Annotated in this window: 17 protein-coding genes; 7 read left to right on the plus strand and 10 right to left on the minus strand. The window is 62.3% G+C overall.

Annotated features, from left to right (window positions below):
- Positions 1-224: 224 nt before the first annotated feature.
- On the minus strand, positions 225-755 hold the full coding sequence (locus NKH60_RS12530; protein WP_352452209.1) for a hypothetical protein: 531 nt from the start codon (positions 753-755) through the stop codon (positions 225-227).
- Positions 748-1,356: a CGNR zinc finger domain-containing protein gene (locus NKH60_RS12535; protein ID WP_352469881.1), complete on the minus strand. Its 609-nt coding sequence runs from the start codon at positions 1,354-1,356 to the stop codon at positions 748-750. Before NKH60_RS12535 ends, NKH60_RS12530 begins: the two co-directional genes overlap by 8 nt.
- A gap of 140 nt (positions 1,357-1,496) precedes the next feature.
- Here NKH60_RS12535 and NKH60_RS12540 point away from each other — a divergent pair, with 140 nt between their 5' ends.
- From NKH60_RS12540 to NKH60_RS12555, 4 genes are all read left to right on the plus strand, one after another.
- Entirely contained in the window at positions 1,497-2,402 is a 906-nt protein-coding gene (locus NKH60_RS12540) for a branched-chain amino acid ABC transporter permease (RefSeq protein WP_352469880.1), read from the plus strand.
- A 204-nt stretch (positions 2,403-2,606) separates the two neighbouring features.
- Positions 2,607-3,191, plus strand: coding sequence for a TRAP transporter small permease subunit (locus NKH60_RS12545; protein WP_352452211.1), 585 nt, complete (start codon positions 2,607-2,609; stop codon positions 3,189-3,191).
- Entirely contained in the window at positions 3,191-4,969 is a 1,779-nt protein-coding gene (locus NKH60_RS12550) for a TRAP transporter large permease (RefSeq protein WP_352470175.1), read from the plus strand. Before NKH60_RS12545 ends, NKH60_RS12550 begins: the two co-directional genes overlap by 1 nt.
- Before the next feature lie 16 nt (positions 4,970-4,985).
- Positions 4,986-6,008 (plus strand): zinc-dependent alcohol dehydrogenase family protein, encoded by a 1,023-nt coding sequence (locus tag NKH60_RS12555; protein WP_352540377.1) that lies wholly within the window; start codon positions 4,986-4,988, stop codon positions 6,006-6,008.
- Positions 6,009-6,073: 65 nt separating this feature from the next.
- Here NKH60_RS12555 and NKH60_RS12560 read toward each other — a convergent pair whose 3' ends face one another.
- Complete coding sequence (locus tag NKH60_RS12560; protein WP_352540376.1) at positions 6,074-7,183, minus strand: TRAP transporter substrate-binding protein; 1,110 nt, start codon at positions 7,181-7,183, stop codon at positions 6,074-6,076.
- A gap of 284 nt (positions 7,184-7,467) precedes the next feature.
- Between NKH60_RS12560 and NKH60_RS12565 the strand changes: the two genes are divergently transcribed.
- Positions 7,468-8,241, plus strand: a complete 774-nt coding sequence (locus NKH60_RS12565; protein WP_352469877.1) for a gamma-glutamyl-gamma-aminobutyrate hydrolase family protein — start codon at positions 7,468-7,470, stop codon at positions 8,239-8,241.
- Positions 8,242-8,255: 14 nt separating this feature from the next.
- Here the strand turns inward: NKH60_RS12565 and NKH60_RS12570 are convergent, their stop codons facing one another.
- The 5 genes from NKH60_RS12570 to NKH60_RS12590 all read right to left on the minus strand — a co-directional run bounded on the left by NKH60_RS12570 (position 8,256) and on the right by NKH60_RS12590 (position 12,363).
- Positions 8,256-8,651 carry a hypothetical protein gene (locus NKH60_RS12570; RefSeq protein WP_352469876.1) on the minus strand — a complete coding sequence of 132 codons (396 nt, stop codon included), beginning with the start codon at positions 8,649-8,651 and terminating at the stop codon, positions 8,256-8,258.
- Between the two features lie 154 nt (positions 8,652-8,805).
- On the minus strand, positions 8,806-9,786 hold the full coding sequence (locus NKH60_RS12575) for a 2-hydroxyacid dehydrogenase (protein WP_352872289.1): 981 nt from the start codon (positions 9,784-9,786) through the stop codon (positions 8,806-8,808).
- Positions 9,783-10,805: a LacI family DNA-binding transcriptional regulator gene (locus tag NKH60_RS12580; RefSeq protein ID WP_023676245.1), complete on the minus strand. Its 1,023-nt coding sequence runs from the start codon at positions 10,803-10,805 to the stop codon at positions 9,783-9,785. Before NKH60_RS12580 ends, NKH60_RS12575 begins: the two co-directional genes overlap by 4 nt.
- A gap of 68 nt (positions 10,806-10,873) precedes the next feature.
- Positions 10,874-11,758 carry a DMT family transporter gene (locus NKH60_RS12585; RefSeq protein ID WP_352872291.1) on the minus strand — a complete coding sequence of 295 codons (885 nt, stop codon included), beginning with the start codon at positions 11,756-11,758 and terminating at the stop codon, positions 10,874-10,876.
- Positions 11,759-11,955: 197 nt separating this feature from the next.
- Complete coding sequence (locus tag NKH60_RS12590; RefSeq protein ID WP_352818660.1) at positions 11,956-12,363, minus strand: DUF2000 family protein; 408 nt, start codon at positions 12,361-12,363, stop codon at positions 11,956-11,958.
- 51 nt (positions 12,364-12,414) lie between these two features.
- Between NKH60_RS12590 and NKH60_RS12595 the strand changes: the two genes are divergently transcribed.
- On the plus strand, positions 12,415-13,287 hold the full coding sequence (locus tag NKH60_RS12595) for an AraC family transcriptional regulator (RefSeq protein ID WP_352872293.1): 873 nt from the start codon (positions 12,415-12,417) through the stop codon (positions 13,285-13,287).
- A 1-nt stretch (position 13,288) separates the two neighbouring features.
- On the opposite strand, the gene NKH60_RS12600 is transcribed toward NKH60_RS12595, so the two are convergent.
- Together NKH60_RS12600 and NKH60_RS12605 are read right to left on the minus strand one after the other, a co-directional pair.
- Entirely contained in the window at positions 13,289-13,771 is a 483-nt protein-coding gene (locus tag NKH60_RS12600) for a MarR family winged helix-turn-helix transcriptional regulator (RefSeq protein ID WP_352872295.1), read from the minus strand.
- A gap of 202 nt (positions 13,772-13,973) precedes the next feature.
- The gene (locus NKH60_RS12605; protein ID WP_352872297.1) at positions 13,974-14,696 is read right to left on the minus strand and encodes an intradiol ring-cleavage dioxygenase; all 723 of its coding nucleotides are present in this window, start codon (positions 14,694-14,696) and stop codon (positions 13,974-13,976) included.
- A 197-nt stretch (positions 14,697-14,893) separates the two neighbouring features.
- Here NKH60_RS12605 and NKH60_RS12610 point away from each other — a divergent pair, with 197 nt between their 5' ends.
- The gene (locus NKH60_RS12610; RefSeq protein ID WP_352872299.1) at positions 14,894-15,967 is read left to right on the plus strand and encodes a CobW family GTP-binding protein; all 1,074 of its coding nucleotides are present in this window, start codon (positions 14,894-14,896) and stop codon (positions 15,965-15,967) included.
- Positions 15,968-16,217 lie beyond the last annotated feature (250 nt).

Here is a 16,217-nt window from a genome sequence, read left to right on the forward strand (position 1 = left end):
AGGCATTTCCTGTGCGGAGGCCGCGCCTGGAGGTGCGCGGCCAACGTCGGAGTCGAGTGCCCACAGTCTTTCTTCCCTTGCCGGGGAGGTCAAACAAAATCGAAGGTGCCAGGCGGTCCGCAACAAACGATCCGTGCGCGGCCGTGTGGCGCCACGAAACGCCTGTCGGGGAGGATGGCCGGGCATGAAAAATTCCGGCGGCGGTCAGTGCCGCTGGTGATGCATCATGCAGCCTTTGGGCAACTGGGCTTCGGTTCACCGGGCAGCTTGCCGTCGACATGGCCGGCCAGGTCCTTGTTGAGCTCGTAGACTGGCCCGACCACCAGAGGCCGGTCGGGCAGGACCGACTGGTCGAGTGAGGACGTCAGAGTGGTCGCGAAACTCTGCAGCAACTTGCCGCTGGAATCCTCGATGCGGATCGACACCGCATAGGGCTTGTCCTTGACAACGCAGGTAAGCGGCGGGCTGGTGAGCGTCACATGCGGCAGCTTCGGCCATATTTTCTGGGTGACGATGATCGGATCACCGCCGGCCGGGTTCTGGAAGGAGACCACAGCGACCTGCCCCTCACCCACCGGCCGCAGCGGATTGAGAGTGATGACATAGGTGGCGATACCCAGCCGGTAGTTGAACTCGAACAGCTTCCCGGAAATGGCGAACAACTGGTCCTTGCCGGAATCACGGCAGGCGCCGAGCGCGGCCGCCGCGAACAACGCCGCGACGACAATCATCGCGCGTGAGAATCTTCTAGACATTGGTGACCTCCCTGGCCGCGGTCCGGCGGCGATAGTGTCGGTTTGCCTTCTGGCGGTTGCCGCACACCGCCATGTCGCACCAGAGGCGGCTGGAATTCCGGCTTTTGTCGACAAACAGCCAGCTGCAGTTCGGACATATCCTCAGCCTGGCAATGGTGTCGCTACGCAGCAGCGACAACGCCGAGACCGCAAGCGCGGCCTCGAAGGCAATCGGCGTCGCCGGATCACCGAACGGTTTTCCAGGCGTGCCGATTTCGGTGCGGCTATGAGCGAGGCCATCGGCGCAGGCTTCCAAGAATTTCGGCATATCGCCGGTCGCGATCGCACCTTTCGATACCGCGCCGCGAAACAGCCGATCGGTCGTCTCCCGGATCGACAGCACCACCGGTGCGATCTTTTCAGGCGCCGGCGCTACGAGCCGCCTGCCACCGAGCTCGGCGGCGCGAAAGGCACTCGCGGCTTCGGCAAAGCGGGCGATCTCGGCCGGATCGTCGAAACGGTCGAAAGTTTTCTCCGGATCGTTCCGCAAAACGACGGTGTTCGCCGTATCGAGCGCCAGCATGCCACCGGTAAAGCGGTGCGGAGTCCAGGATACTGTCATATGGCGAATCTAACTGATAACTCGCGTTTGACAAGTTAGATTCCGGGTGCAACGCTTGTCACTGAGGCGATCGCCGTACTGAGAATATCGTTCGTCCCAAACCTCTGCCCCGATTGCGGGGCATGCATAGAGGGTCTTGCATGCTCTATTTCTTCCAGCAGGTTCTGAACGGGCTGCATTCGGGCGCGCTCTACGCATTGCTTGCATTCGGCTACGTGCTGACCAACGGCATCCTGCACCGTACCAATCTTGCCTATGGCGCGCTGTTCGCCTTTTGCGGGCATACGATGATCCTCACTGCGGCGTTCGGCTATCAGGCGCTGTGGTTAACGCTGTTTGCATCGGTCGCGCTCGGCGTAGCTGCGGCATTCCTTTATGCGGCGCTGCTCAGCCATGTCCTGTCGCGAAGTATCTTCGAACCGCTGGCCGACCGCTCGCCCAACGCCATCGTGGTGACGACGCTCGGCATATTGCTGGTCTTGTCGGAAGCCAGCCGCATCGCCGCCGATACCCATGACCTATGGTTGCCGCCAATGCTGGCCCAGACCATCGTCTTCGCGCAGAATGCCAGCTTCAAGGCGACGTTGACGCTGATCCAATTGCTCGATTGCGCCGCCGTACTGGCGGCCATAGCGCTGGCTGCCTGGGGCTTCGCATATTCGAGCTTCGGCCGGAGCTGGCGCGCCGTATCCGACGATCCCAAGGCGGCTGCGATGTGCGGCGTCGATGTTCGTGCGGTGTTTCGGCACGCGGTGCTTTTCGGCGGCCTTTGCGCGGCACTGGCCGGCGTGCTCGCCGCCTTCTACTACGGTAACATCAGCTTCGGCACAGGGTTGGTCTACGGGTTGAAGATCCTGTTCGTGACCGCAGTGGGCGGCTATCTCTCGCCTTTGCGGGCGGCACTGGGTGCCGCCGCTTTCGGCATGGCCGAATCGCTATGGGCCGGCTATTTCCCGCTCGAATGGCGGGACGGCTGGATGTACCTGTTCCTCGTCGCCATGCTTGTGCTGATCGGCGCCGGCCGCGACCAACAGAAGATCGCCTGAGCCGCACCCGACTTTGCTTGGATGAAAGCGCCGCATGTCCTTGGACATGCAAAGGACGCGGCAGCATTTTGCCGCCCGTCATCTCACAACTGTGTTTATGCGGGCTATCCCGTGTTGACCAGCCGGACCACGCACTGCATACCGTTGGTCCACAGCGACACGACGGACAGGGAACCGCCGCGCTCTGACACAAGGGAGGAATGCATGGCAGGGCTTCTCGCTCTTTCCAGAACCATTGACCGTTTGAACGAATTCATCGGCAAATGGGTTTCGTGGCTGATCCTGCTGGCGATCCTGGTAAGCGCCGCCAACGCCGTCATCCGCAAGGTGTTCGACATGTCCTCGAACGCCTGGCTGGAATTGCAATGGTATCTGTTCGGCGCCGCCTTCATGCTGGCCGCCGCCTACACGCTGAAGCAGAACGACCATATCCGCATCGATATCGTCTACGGCATGTTCTCGCGCCGCGTGCAGCACTGGATCGACCTTTTCGGTCACGTCTTCTTCCTGATGCCGTTCGTGACGTTGATGGTGGTCTATTTCGTTCCCTATGTGTCGCTGTCGTATCGCAGCGGGGAGATGTCGAACAATTCCGGCGGGCTGATCATCTGGCCGGCGAAGGCGATTTTGCTGGTCGGCTTTTTTCTGCTCGCGCTGCAGGGCATTTCCGAAATCATCAAGAAAATCGCCATCATGCGCGGTCAGATGGACGATCCCACTCCGTTCATATCGGCGCATGAGCAGGCCGAACTCGAAGCCAAGGCGCTCGCCGAAGAGGTGCGCTCGTGATCGAGTTCATCGCCCAGAACATGGCGCCGATCATGTTCGCCTCGCTGGTCGTCTTCCTGCTGATCGGCTACCCCGTCGCCTTCTCGCTCGCCGCCAACGGCCTGATGTTCTTCTTCATCGGCGTGCTTCTGTCGCCCTATTCGGGCGGTTCGATCAATCTCGCCTGGCCGTTGCTGCATGCGTTGCCGGATAATTTCTATGGCAGCCGGGTGATGTCGAACGACACGCTGCTGGCGATCCCGTTCTTCACCTTCATGGGCATCGTGCTCGAACGATCCGGCATGGCCGAAGACCTGCTCGACACGATCGGCCAGTTGTTCGGACCGGTCCGTGGTGGCCTCGCTTATGCCGTGATTTTCGTCGGCGCGCTGCTCGCCGCGACGACCGGCGTGGTGGCGGCCTCCGTCATTGCCATGGGCCTGATTTCGCTGCCGATCATGCTGCGCTACGGCTACGACCGGCGGCTGGCATCCGGCGTCATTGCCGCGTCCGGGACGCTCGCCCAGATCATCCCGCCGTCACTGGTGCTGATCGTCCTGGCCGACCAGCTCGGCCGCTCGGTCGGCGATATGTATAAGGGAGCGCTGATCCCCGGGCTCATTTTGACCGGCATCTACATGCTCTACATCCTGCTCATGTCGATCTTCCGGCCGAAGTCGATGCCGGCCCTGCCGCTGGAGGCCCGCACGCTCGGCCACGGCGTGCTGTCGCTGCTGGCAGCGCTGCTGGCGGCGGTGGTGGTTTCCTATGCGGCGTATCGCTACCTTGCGCCGAACCACGGCGGCAACGCCGATATCCTCGGCGCCACCATCGGCGTCATCTTCATCTATGTCGTGGCGATCGTCGACCAGCGCCTGAAGATCAACCTGATGTCCAGACTGGCACAGCAGGTGATCATCGTGCTGATCCCGCCGCTGGCGCTGATCTTCCTGGTGCTGGGCACCATCTTCCTTGGCATCGCCACGCCGACGGAAGGCGGCGCCATGGGCGCCGTCGGCGCGCTTGCAATGGCGGCGGTGAAGGGGCGGCTGTCGCTCGACGTGGTCAAGCAGGCGCTGGCCTCGACGACCAGGCTGTCGTCCTTCGTTCTGTTCATCCTGATCGGCGCGCGGGTGTTCTCGCTGACCTTCTACGGCGTCAATGGCCACATCTGGGTCGAGCACCTGTTGACGTCGCTGCCGGGCGGTGAAGTCGGTTTCCTGATTGGCGTCAACATCCTCGTCTTCGTGCTCGCCTTCTTCCTCGACTTTTTCGAGCTTGCCTTCATCATCGTGCCGCTTTTGGCGCCAGCGGCTGACAAACTCGGCATCGACCTGATCTGGTTTGGCGTGCTTTTGGGCGTCAACATGCAGACCTCCTTCATGCATCCGCCCTTCGGCTTCGCGCTGTTTTATCTGCGCTCGGTCGCCGCGCGCGTGCCCTATCTCGACCGACTCACCGGCAAGCAGATCGCGCCCGTCACCACAGGGCAGATCTATTGGGGCGCAGTGCCCTTCGTCTGCATCCAGGTGATCATGATCGGCCTGACCATCGCCTTCCCGCAGATGGTGATGCACTACAAAGGCACTGTCGTCGATCCTGGCACCATCAACTACCAGGTGCCGGAAACGCCTGGCATCGGCTTGTCGCCGCTTGGCACGCCGCCGGCCAACGGCGGCACTGCCCCGGCCTCACCTTCCCCACCGGATTTGTCGCAGCCGCCGAGCTTCGACGAAAAGCCGCCCGCGAAACCGGCGGCGCCGGCAATCGATCTGTCGCAACCACCGAGTTTCAACTGAGGAAGGCCCGGCAGCCATGAAGGCGGTTCGGTTGGAGCGAGTGGGCAGCCTCGCCGTGTGCGAGGTCGAGAAACCGACCGCCGGGCCGAACGATCTGCTGGTGCGCATCGAGGCGTGCGGCGTCTGCGGCACCGACAGGCATCTTTTCCATGGTGAATTCCCGTGCACGCCGCCGGTGACGCTCGGGCATGAATTCTCCGGCATCGTCGAGGCGGTCGGACCTGCCGTATCCGGCTTTTCCGTCGGCGACCGCGTCACCGGCGATCCCAACATTGCCTGTGGCCGATGCGAGCATTGTCAGGCCGGCCGGGTCAATCTCTGCGGCAATCTACGCGCCATCGGCATCCATCGCGATGGCGGCTTTGCCGAATATCTTGTCCTGCCCCAGAAACAGGCCTTCGTCTTGCCAGGCGATCTGAAGCCTACGCATGGTGCTTTCTGCGAGCCGCTCGGCTGCTGCCTGCATGGCGTGGACCTTGCCGCGATCAAACCAGGCTCGTCGGTCGCGGTGCTCGGCGGCGGCGTGATCGGCCTGCTCACCGTTCAACTGGCAAAGCTCGCCGGTGCGACGACCATTATCTTGTCGACCCGTCAGGCCTCGCGGCGGGCTCTTGCCGAGCAATTTGGCGCAACGGCGACGCTCGATCCCAGCGCCTTCGATGTCATCGATGCGATCGTCGGCCGGTCGGGTTTGATGCCGGGCGGCGTCGACGTGGTGTTCGAATGCGCCGGCGTGAAAGACACTGTTGAGCAGGCGATGCGGCTGGCCAAAGCGGGCGGCACCGTCGTCGTCGTCGGCGTGATGCCGCAAGGCATGAAAGTGGCGTTCGAACCGTTCGATCTGCTGTTCCGTGAGTTGAAGGTCCTGGGTTCCTTCCTCAACCCCTTTACCCATCGCCGGGCCGCCAATCTTATCGCCTCGGGGACGATCGAAGTAGATCGGCTGATATCACGACAGGTCAGCCTCGACGAGGCGGTGGCGATCATTGCCAACCCGCCGGCGCCAGGCGAGGTCAAGGTCGTGGTGGTGCCCGACTGATCGCAAATGAATGCGCTACGGCGCCAGTGTTCCGAAAGGAACACTGGCGCCGCGAAGCAACAGGATCAGAGCTTGGCATTGCGCTGCTGGACCATCATGAAGGTGTCATAGTTGTACTCGGCCACCTGCGCCCAGAGATAATGCTCCTTGCGGAACGCCTTGATCGAATCCCAGATCTTCTTGAACGGCGCATTCGAGGCTTCCATCTCGGCATAGACTTCGTTGGCCTTTTCGAAACAGGCTGCCATGATCTCCTGGCTGAACGGGCTCAACTTGGCACCGCCGGCAACCAGCCGCTTAACCGCCGCCGGATTGAGATAGTCGTATTTCTGCAGCATGTTGGCGTCGGCCGCTTGAGCGGCAGTATGCACCAGCGACTTGTAAGCCGGCGAAAGTTCGTCGTATTTCGCCTTGTTGAACATCAGATGGACGGTCGGTCCACCTTCCCACCAGCCGGGATAGTAGTAATAGGGCGCAACCTTGTAGAAGCCGAGCTTCTCGTCGTCGTAAGGGCCGACCCATTCGGCGGCGTCGATCGTGCCTTTTTCCAACGCCGGATAAATGTCGCCACCGGCGATCTGCTGCGGAACCACCCCGAGCCTTTGCACCACTTTGCCGGCAAAACCACCGATACGCATCTTGAGGCCGGAAAGGTCGGCGACCGTTTTGATCTCCTTGCGGAACCAGCCACCCATCTGCACGCCGGTATTGCCGCCCGGCAGCCCGAACAGACCTTGCGTCGCCAGGAACTCGTTGAACAGATCGATGCCGCCGCCATGATAGTGCCAGGCGTTGATGCCGCGCGCGTTGAGCGAAAACGGAACCGCCGCTCCCAGCGCCCACGTCGGGTCCTTGCCCCAGTAATAGTATGCCACGGTATGGCAGGCCTCGACCGTGCCGGCTGTGGTGGCATCGGCGGCCTGCAGGCCGGGAACGAGTTCGCCGGAGGCGAAGACCTGGACCTGGAAGTTGCCGTCAGTCGCCTCCGACAGCATCTTGGAAAACACTTCGGCGCCGCCATAGATCGTATCGAGCGACTTCGGGAAGGACGACGCCAGTCGCCAGGTCACTTTCGGATTGGACTGGGCGATGGCCGGCGCAGCAAGTGTCGCGGCAGCGGCCGCAGCGCCGAAACCGGTGGTGCCGGCCTTGCGGATGAACGAACGACGATCCATGAAGTTCCTCCCTTTTGGATCCACTGACCGACATTCGGGACACTTCGGCGCCCGGATCGGCTTCGAGCCGACAATACACAGGCAAGGAGTCGAGTCCAGCACGGCAGCCCGGTTTGAGTGGCGCATTTCGGGGAAATTCACGGCGTTGGGGCAGATCTTGCAACTATAGTCTAAGGTCGATTAACTGGCCTACGCGACACGCCGAAACTTGCCATGGAAATGCGCCTTCGGATCGCCTATTTTGCAGGCAGATAATTCGTTGCACCCGATGGGATCCGGACCAAATGCACCAGCCGCTCGTCGCCGTATCGACCGATGTCCGCCAGTTCGACAATTACACCTGGCATGCCGCGCCACAGCAATATCTCGAAGCGGCGCTTTCGGGTGCAGGCGTGTTCCCGCTGCTGGTACCGTCCTTCGGCGACCGGCTCGACTTCGACGAACTGCTTTCCGCCGTCGACGGCGTCATGGTCACCGGCTCCAAATCGAACGTTCATCCCTCGCTCTATGGCGGTGACGCCAGCGAAGCCAATGGTCCTTACGACTCCGCCCGCGACGCGACGACGTTGCCGCTGATCCGCCGGGCGGTGGAGCGCGGGGTGCCATTGCTCGCCATCTGCCGCGGCATCCAGGAGATGAATGTGGCGCTGGGTGGCACGTTGGCCACCGAAATCCAGGAACGCGCCGGTTCGCTCGATCATCGTGCGCCGGCAAGCGACAATCAGGACGAACGCTTCGCCATCCGCCAGAGCGTGGCGATAAAACCCGGCAGCTGCCTGGCCGGGGTCTTCGGCGCCGGCGACATCATGGTCAATTCGGTGCATCGCCAGGCCATCGACCGGCTTGGCCCAAAGCTGCAGGTCGAAGCGGTCGCCGCCGACGGCACTGTCGAGGCGGTTTCGGTGCGCGATGCACGGGCTTTCGCTGTCGGCGTCCAGTGGCATCCCGAATACTGGGTCAAATCGGACAGTATCTCGGTAAAGATATTTCGCGCATTCGGCGATGCGGTGCGCCTGCATCAGGCGGCGAAATCGGGTGCGCGCGCAGCCGCGGAATAGTCCTGCCGCGCTCGCTAGTTGCCGGCTGACGCCAGCGTCAGCAGCGGCAGCGCCGGCGCGTAGGATTCGTAACCATCGCCGTCGGCGACTGAGAACATGACGATCGGATCGGTGCCGTTGGCGCTGAAGGTGACCGTGCCGTCATCCTGCTCTCGCCAGAACTTCGCCTGCTCGACGCCGGGCAACACCCGGCGGCAATTTGCTGCGACCGTCAACAGCGACAGGCCTTGCGAAATCTCGGCGCCGCGGCTGACCGCACAAGACCCCTCGTTGCCATGGGCTACCAGCCTGTAGTTGCCGGATGAAAGCGGTGACTCACTGGCCGCACGGCTTTCACCGCTACCGGCGTAAAACAGCTGGGCGCTGCCGAACAGCACAGCGACTGCCATCAATGCAGGAAGCGTCTTCATCCTGGTTCTCCGCGCATTTCAAGCGCGCCGGTTCGAAGAGATCAGGGAGGCGCGCTTCATCTTGCTGTCATGTCCTGTCAGGCGGACATACACTGCGAGGGGACCAGAATGATTCCGAAGGGTTAAGCTGAAGTTAATAGATATGGCAGCCCGCTTACGGCCTTGCCTTGACATTTGCCGTCTCCGGCACCGGCGTCAGCGCCTTGCGCTGCGAAAACCACGAGACCAGATTGTCGACGCAAAGGTCGGCCATGGCGCGGCGCGTATGCTCGGACGCCGAGCCGACATGCGGCAAAAGCGAGGTGTTGGGCGCGGCAAGCAACGCCGCTGGCACATTCGGCTCGTCGGCAAAGACGTCTAGCCCGGCAGCGGCGATGCTGCCGCTGGCAAGTGCGGCGGCAAGGGCTGGTTCGTCGACCGTGCTGCCCCGGCCGATATTGACGAAGACGCCGTTCGGCCCAAGAGCCGAGAGAATTTCGGCATTGACGGCCTTTTCCGTCGAGGCCCCGCCGGGCGCCACCGAGATCAGCGTGTCGACCGCCTCGGCGAGACCTTTCAGCGTCGGGTGATAGTCATAGGACAGGCCTTCGACACGGCGCCGGTTGTGATAGGCAATGGGCAGCCCAAAAGCGTCGAGCCGGCGGGCAATGGCGAGGCCGATGCGGCCCATGCCAAAGATACCGACATGGCGCCCGCGCAAGGTCAGCCGGCTCAGCGGATAGTTGCCGTTGCGCAGCCAGCTTCCGTCGCGTAGCCAGGCCTCGGCGCGCGGCAGTTCGCGGATGGTATTGATCAACAGGCCGAGCGCCGTATCGGCGACCTCTTCGGTCAGCACATCCGGTGTGTTGGTGACAATGATGCCGCGCTGTGCGGCGTGGCGGACATCGACCGAATCATAGCCGACACCGAAATTGGCGATGATCTCGAGCTTTGGCAGCGCGTCCATCAACGCGGAGCTTATGCCGCCAAAGGCGGCGATGCCGCGCACCGTATGACGCATCTCGTCGGTGACCAGCGACGGATCGGCGCGTTCGATCCGGACGCGGCTGAACGCCCCGTCGATACGGCCGACCGCATGATCGTTGAACTGGCCCGGCACCAGAATGGCGACAGTCTGCTGTTTGGTTTTTGTCATGCACGTTCCACCGGTTTGCCGGTCGACTGGCGCACATGCAGTTCCGGCTTGATCAGTTCCTGCGACGGCCGCACCGTCTGTCCGTTGAGTTTGTCGAGCAGCGCGCTGGCGGCGCGGCGGCCAACCTCGCGCTGGCCGTTCCAGACGGTGGTTAGCGCAGGCGTCGCGATCGCCGCCTCCTCGAGGTCGTCATAGCCGGTAACGGAGATGTCGATGCCCGGCACCAGCCCGGCGCGCGCGATGCCGTTCATCAGGCCGATGGCGACGAGGTCGTTCCAGCAGCAGGCCGCGGTCGGCCTGTCCTTCAGCGCCAGGAACTGCCCGGCAGCCTCGAACCCGGCCTGCTTGGTGCGCGGGCCGGCGATACGCCAGGACGGCCTGACCTCAAGCCCCGCCGCCTCCATGGCATTGACATATCCCTGATAGCGGTCGCGGCCGGTCGACGTCTGATCGGTACCGCCGATCATTGCGATGCGCTTGTGGCCAAGCGAGATCAGATGGTTGGTGGCAAGCCCGGTGCCGTAGGCATCGTCGCCGCGAAACACCGGCACGTCGGCACCTTCGACGGTGCGTGCAATCAGCACTGCCGGGAGACCGTTCTCCTCGGCCATGATTATGTCTTCGGGCGGCGTGCCGATGGCCGGCGACATGATGACGCCGTCGGCGCCGAGTTGCAGAAGGGTGTCGATGAAGGTGCGTTGTTTCTCGAGTTGGTCGTAGTGGTTCGACAGGATGAAGGTTTGCCGGCTGCGGTCGAGTTCGCTCTCGATCGAACGCAATATCTCGGCAAAGAACGGGTTCATGATGTCGTGGACGACGACGCCGACAATGCCCGAGCGCGAGGTGCGCAAGCTGGCGGCGCGGCGGTTGTAGATATAGCCGATGGCGCGGGCATGTTCCTTGATGCGATCCCGGGTGCCGCCGGCGACCAGCGGGCTGTCGCGCAAGGCCAGCGAGACCGTGGCCGTGGACACGCCGAGCGCATCCGCGATGGTGGAAAGCTTGATCTTCTGTGCCAGCTCCCTGCGCTCCCGAAGCAATTTAAACTGTTTAAAGGCCGGCTCTTATGCCATCGATCCCGCGCAAATCAAAGTTTTTTTGCCAGCGCTTCCGCCTCCGCGTCCAGCGTCGCGCGGTTGCGCACACGAAGCCGGTGCTCGCGGTGAACGATGTAGAGGCCGCTGGCGACGATGACTGTGGCACCGACCAGCGTCCAGCGATCGGGAAACTGGTTGAAGACGATCAGGCCGGAGATGATCATCCAGATCATCTGCGAATAGGGATAGGGAGCCAGGGCCGTGGTGGTGGCAAGGCGATAGGCCTGCACAAGAAGCCAATGACCGATGGCGCCGAAGACGCCAAGCATCAGCAATATGAACCAGTGCCAGCCATCCTGCGGCAGCGAAGGCGAAAACGGCAGTGTCGGCAGCAGCAGCACGGCCGGCGCCAGCGCCGAAAACAGGATCAGGCTTTCCGAGGTTTCCGTAGCCGACATGCGGCGCGTCATGATGACGTAGAAACTGTTCGATAGCATCGAGCCGAGCGCAAAGAGATGGCCGACGCCAAAAACGCCGACGCCCGGCCGGGTGATGATGAGGACGCCGACAAAGCCGCTCATGATGGCCAGCCAGCGCCGCCAGCCAGCCCATTCGCCGAGCAACGGACCGGCAAGCGCGGTGATCACCATCGGGCCGAAGAAGTAGATCGAGGTGGTTTCCGACAGTTGCAGCGTCCGCAGCGCGAGAATGTTGCATATCGTCGATCCGAACAGGAGCAGACCGCGCGTGAGATGCGCCGGCAGGTTGGCGGGACGAAAGCGCAGCGGCTCACGCCATCCGCGCAGAAAGACGCCGACGATCAGCACATGGACCGCGAAGCGGGTCCAGGCGACGATCAGCGCCGAGACGCCGGCCAGCACAAGGTACTTGCTGCTGGTGTCGAGGAAGGTGAAAAACACATAGACGGAAAGCATGCACAGGATCGCCGCCGGCGATGTCGCGCTTTCGTCTTGTCTTGGGGGAGCATTCAATTTCAGGCCGGACGGGAAGCAAGGCAGTCCCTCACCAATGCGGCAATTGTCGCCTGCGGGCAAGCCAAAACAGGCTGGCACAACGACAGCCGCCGGCAGGCTCAGTTTGTTTCCCAGTGGCCGACCTAGTGGCCGACGACTCAGGCGTGCATGCGGGCGCCCTTGGTGATCTTGTCGACGAGCTTCTTTTCGGCGCGAAGCGCGATGCCGACCACCTTGGCATGCTCCGGCGCAAATTCGGCAAAGACGGCGCGGTTGGCCAGATCATACCCGGTCGAAAACATTTCCTCGACATAGAGCGAAACCGTCACACCACGCTCCAGCGCCCGCCGCTGGATCGCGCCGAGCGTCTGGCCGTCCGCCGAAAGCACGATAACCGGCTGGATCGACAGCGGGTTGTAGATATTGCCGGCGCGATCACGGTAGGGGTCGCCGATAATGTCGGGAAATTGCGCGACGATGCCGCTGGTCAGAAAGGCGGTGACATTGAGCTTTTGCCAGACGGGAAGATCATCCTTGAGCACGATTGCAAATTTCGTATCGAACATGCGACAGTTTCCATCCGAAAAGGGGGCCAATCCGAGGCTGCGAGTGAAGCGATGGCGCACGATCTGGACCGGGAAGCCTTTCAGGGTCTTGGACGTTTGTGCGTGGATGCAGCCGAGAACTGCATCGTACCGGCACCCGGTGCTGCCGGGATGGAACGCATCGAGGCCCGGTTCCACGGCAATGCCTTCGATCTCCATCGCCACGACACCTATGCGATCGGGGTGACGCTTTATGGCGTGCAGCGCTTCCGCTATCGCGGCCAAACGCATCAGAGCCTGCCTGGCCAGATCATTATCCTTCATCCCGACGAACTGCACGATGGCGGTGCCGGCACCGAAGACGGCTTGCGATACAGAATGCTCTATTTGGAGCCGTCCCTGATGCTCGATTGTCTCGGCGGCGGATCACTGCCATTCGTCGGGAATGCCGTGGTGACAGACCGCGATCTCCGGGCGACGCTGCTTTCCGCGCTCGGGCCGTTGAATCAGGAACTGGACGAGCTGTTTGTCGTCGATTTCATGACGCAGCTTATGCAAAGCTTGGCCCGGCACGCCGGTCAGCCGGCGAAACCGGTAGCGAAAACTGCGTGGCGCGCCGCCAGCCTGGCGCGCGACTATCTGGAGGAAAATGTCGCGCGGATTGTACGTTCAGACGAATTGGAGGCGATAACCGGATTGGACCGTTATGCCCTTTCGCGGCATTTCCGCGCCACCTTCTCCACCAGCCCGCACCGGTTCCTGGTGATGCGCCGGCTTCAGCGGGCCCGTCGGATGATCGAAGCCGACGAGCCGCTGGCGCAAATCGCCATCGCAGCCGGCTTCAGTGATCAAAGCCATTTCAATCGGCATTTCAAGAAGGCGTTCGGCGTCACACCGGGACGTTGGTCGGCACTGACGCGGCGGCCGTCAGCGGCGAACGCGTGAGCTATTCAAGCATCTTGTCTTCGATATCCAGTTCGTCATCCGGGAGCACCAGTTCGCCGTTCGACAGGTTCGCCTCGACGCGGGCAAGCAGCTTGAACAGCGCTTTTTGGTCCTTCTTGTCGAGACCCTTCAATGCCTGCTTTTCGGTCTTCTTCACCGACTTCTCGATGGCGTGGATGATTTCGCGGCCGGTGTCGGTGAGGAAAATATGCGCCTGGCGGGCATCGGCGGACGAGGCCCGCTTCTCCAGAAAGCCCTGCGCCTGCAGCCGGTTGATGGTCTTGGTGATGGTTGGCGGACGCACGCCGAGGCGGCCGGCAAGCTTGCCGGGCGTCTGCCCGTCCTCGCGGTCGAGCGCCAGCATGATCTGGTCCTGACCGGCATAGAAACCATGCGCCAGAAGCCGGGCGGCGAGCGCCGTGCGCGCCAGCCGCGCCGCCGAATGCAGCCGGCTCATTGTTGCAGTCTTGTCCGCCTTGGCCATGCTCATCCCTCCTCGGCCGAACCGGAACGGGCAGCATAGAAGCAGGCCGCCGATTGGCAATGACGATCGAAACATTCCGGCTCGGAAAATAGCTTTGCCGGCAAGCTTCGCGGTGTTCGCCGTGGCTAATGCCAGATGTTTATTTCAGTTAGATGACAAACGACTTTCCGCAATGGCTGGATGGGGACGTGACGAGGTGTTCTCAACCAGGTTTCACCGCGACCACCATCAACGCCTGATAGGCGTCCGCCATTTCCCGCAGCGCTGCCTGCGACAGCGGCCCGGCCTGCCGCGCAATGCCGTCCCGCGCGTTCGATGTATCGCGTTTGCCGGGGCGATCTTTATAGGGCGCGACGGTGGTGAATATCTGCTCGCTGAGGCTGTCGGGGAAGAACATCTGGCCGGTCATCACCGAGCGGTCGTCGGGGAAGATCTTGAAATGGATGTGGGTGGTGCGGCCGCGATACCAGCCGGGATAGATGGTGGCGAAAGAAGCGATGCCGCTTTCATCGGTTCTCTGCCAGCCGCGGAGAAAGCTCTGGCCGGACGTGTCGATATCCTGCCCGTCGCCCTGTCCGGGATATCCGGAATAGGTGCCCTGGGCATCGCAATGCCAGATATCGACGCGTGCGCCGGGAAGCGGCCGGCAGGCGGCGTCGACGATTTGCAGCCGCACATTGAGGGCGATGCCCTTCTTGCCCTCGGTGATGTCGGCGCGTTCGAGCTTCGGGTCGAAATAGAACGGCCCTTCTGTGACCTCGGGCGTGATGGTGCAGACACCGGCACCGGCTTCAAACAAAGCAAGCCCGGCATAGGGCGAAACCTGCCCGGCCCTTGCACCGGCGGGCAGGAATATGCCGCCAGCGGTAACCGCAACGAGACCGAGCGCCTGCCGACGGCTCAGTGGCAAGGACTTGTCGGACATCTGGCGCCTCTTCAACGCGAACAGCTCCGTAAATGACCCCGCCTGTCTAGGGCCCGCTGTCAGGCGGCGCCAATGAGAGTTCGGTAATGTGAGGAAAGTTCGGCAATACCAGCCCCTCTTTGGCCCACCGGTTTGCCTCGTGCAAAAGCCGAGCACACATCCTATATGGAGCCGACAATCCCTATTCGAGGCACAATATGAGCGACGCACAGACGCAGATCCCCGTAACCGTCCTCACCGGCTATCTCGGCGCCGGCAAGACGACACTGCTCAACCGCATCCTTTCGGAAAACCATGGCAAGCGCTACGCCGTCATCGTCAATGAATTCGGCGAGATCGGCATCGACAACGAGCTGATTGTGGAATCCGACGAGGAAATATACGAGATGAACAATGGCTGCGTCTGCTGCACCGTGCGCGGCGACCTGATCCGCGTCGTCGAAGGCCTGATGCGCAGGCCTGGCCGCTTCGACGCCATCGTCGTCGAGACCACAGGCCTCGCCGATCCCGTGCCGGTGGCGCAAACCTTCTTCATGGACGACGACGTGCGTTCCAAGACCAGGCTCGATGCGGTGGTGGCGCTGGTCGACGCCAAGCACTTGCCGCTGCGCCTCAAGGATTCCCGCGAGGCCGAGGACCAGATCGCCTTTGCCGATGTCGTCGTGCTCAACAAGACCGATCTGGTCACCCCCGAAGAGCTGAGCAAGGTGGAGGCGACGATCCGCGCCATCAACCCGGCGGCACGAATCCACCGCACCACACGCGCCAGCGTGGCGCTGTCCGAGGTGCTCGATCGCGGTGCGTTCGACCTGTCCCGGGCGCTGGAGAACGATCCGCACTTCCTCGAGGCGCATGACGATCACGACCATCATGATCATGATCATGATCATGACCACCATCACCATGATCGCGACGGCCATGATCACCACGATCATGACGGGCATCATCATGCGCACCCTTCCGACATCCATGACGTGACTGTGCAGTCGGTGTCGCTGCGCGGCGGCGAGATGGACCCGAAAAAGTTCTTCCCGTGGATCGAGAAGGTCACCCAAATGGAAGGCCCGAACATCCTGCGGCTGAAAGGGATCATTGCGCTGAAAGGCGATGACGAGCGCTATGTCATCCAGGGTGTGCACATGATCATCGAGGGCGACCACCAGCGCGCCTGGAAGGACGACGAGAAGCACGAGAGCCGGCTGGTGTTCATCGGCCGCGAACTCGACGCCGAGCGACTGAAGACAAGCTTCGAGGCCTGCCAGGCCGCTTGATTTCCGGACTTTATAGCGCTAGCGCTGCCCCTTCTCTCCTTCTCCCCTTGTGGGAGAAGGTGGCCGAGCGAAAGCTCGGTCGGATGAGGGGTGTTCCAGCTTGGCAAGGACGGCACTCCGTCCAGCACCCCTCATCCGTCTTGGCGCTGCGCGCCAATCCACCTTCTCCCACAAGGGGAGAAGGCGGAGCCTCGCCGACAGCCCGGCGGGGTTAGATGACAAGCAGAAATCTCGAACGGAATGATCTCTC

The sequence above is a fragment of the Mesorhizobium sp. M1006 genome, assembly GCF_040318825.1.
Taxonomy (GTDB): Bacteria; Pseudomonadota; Alphaproteobacteria; order Rhizobiales; family Rhizobiaceae; genus Mesorhizobium.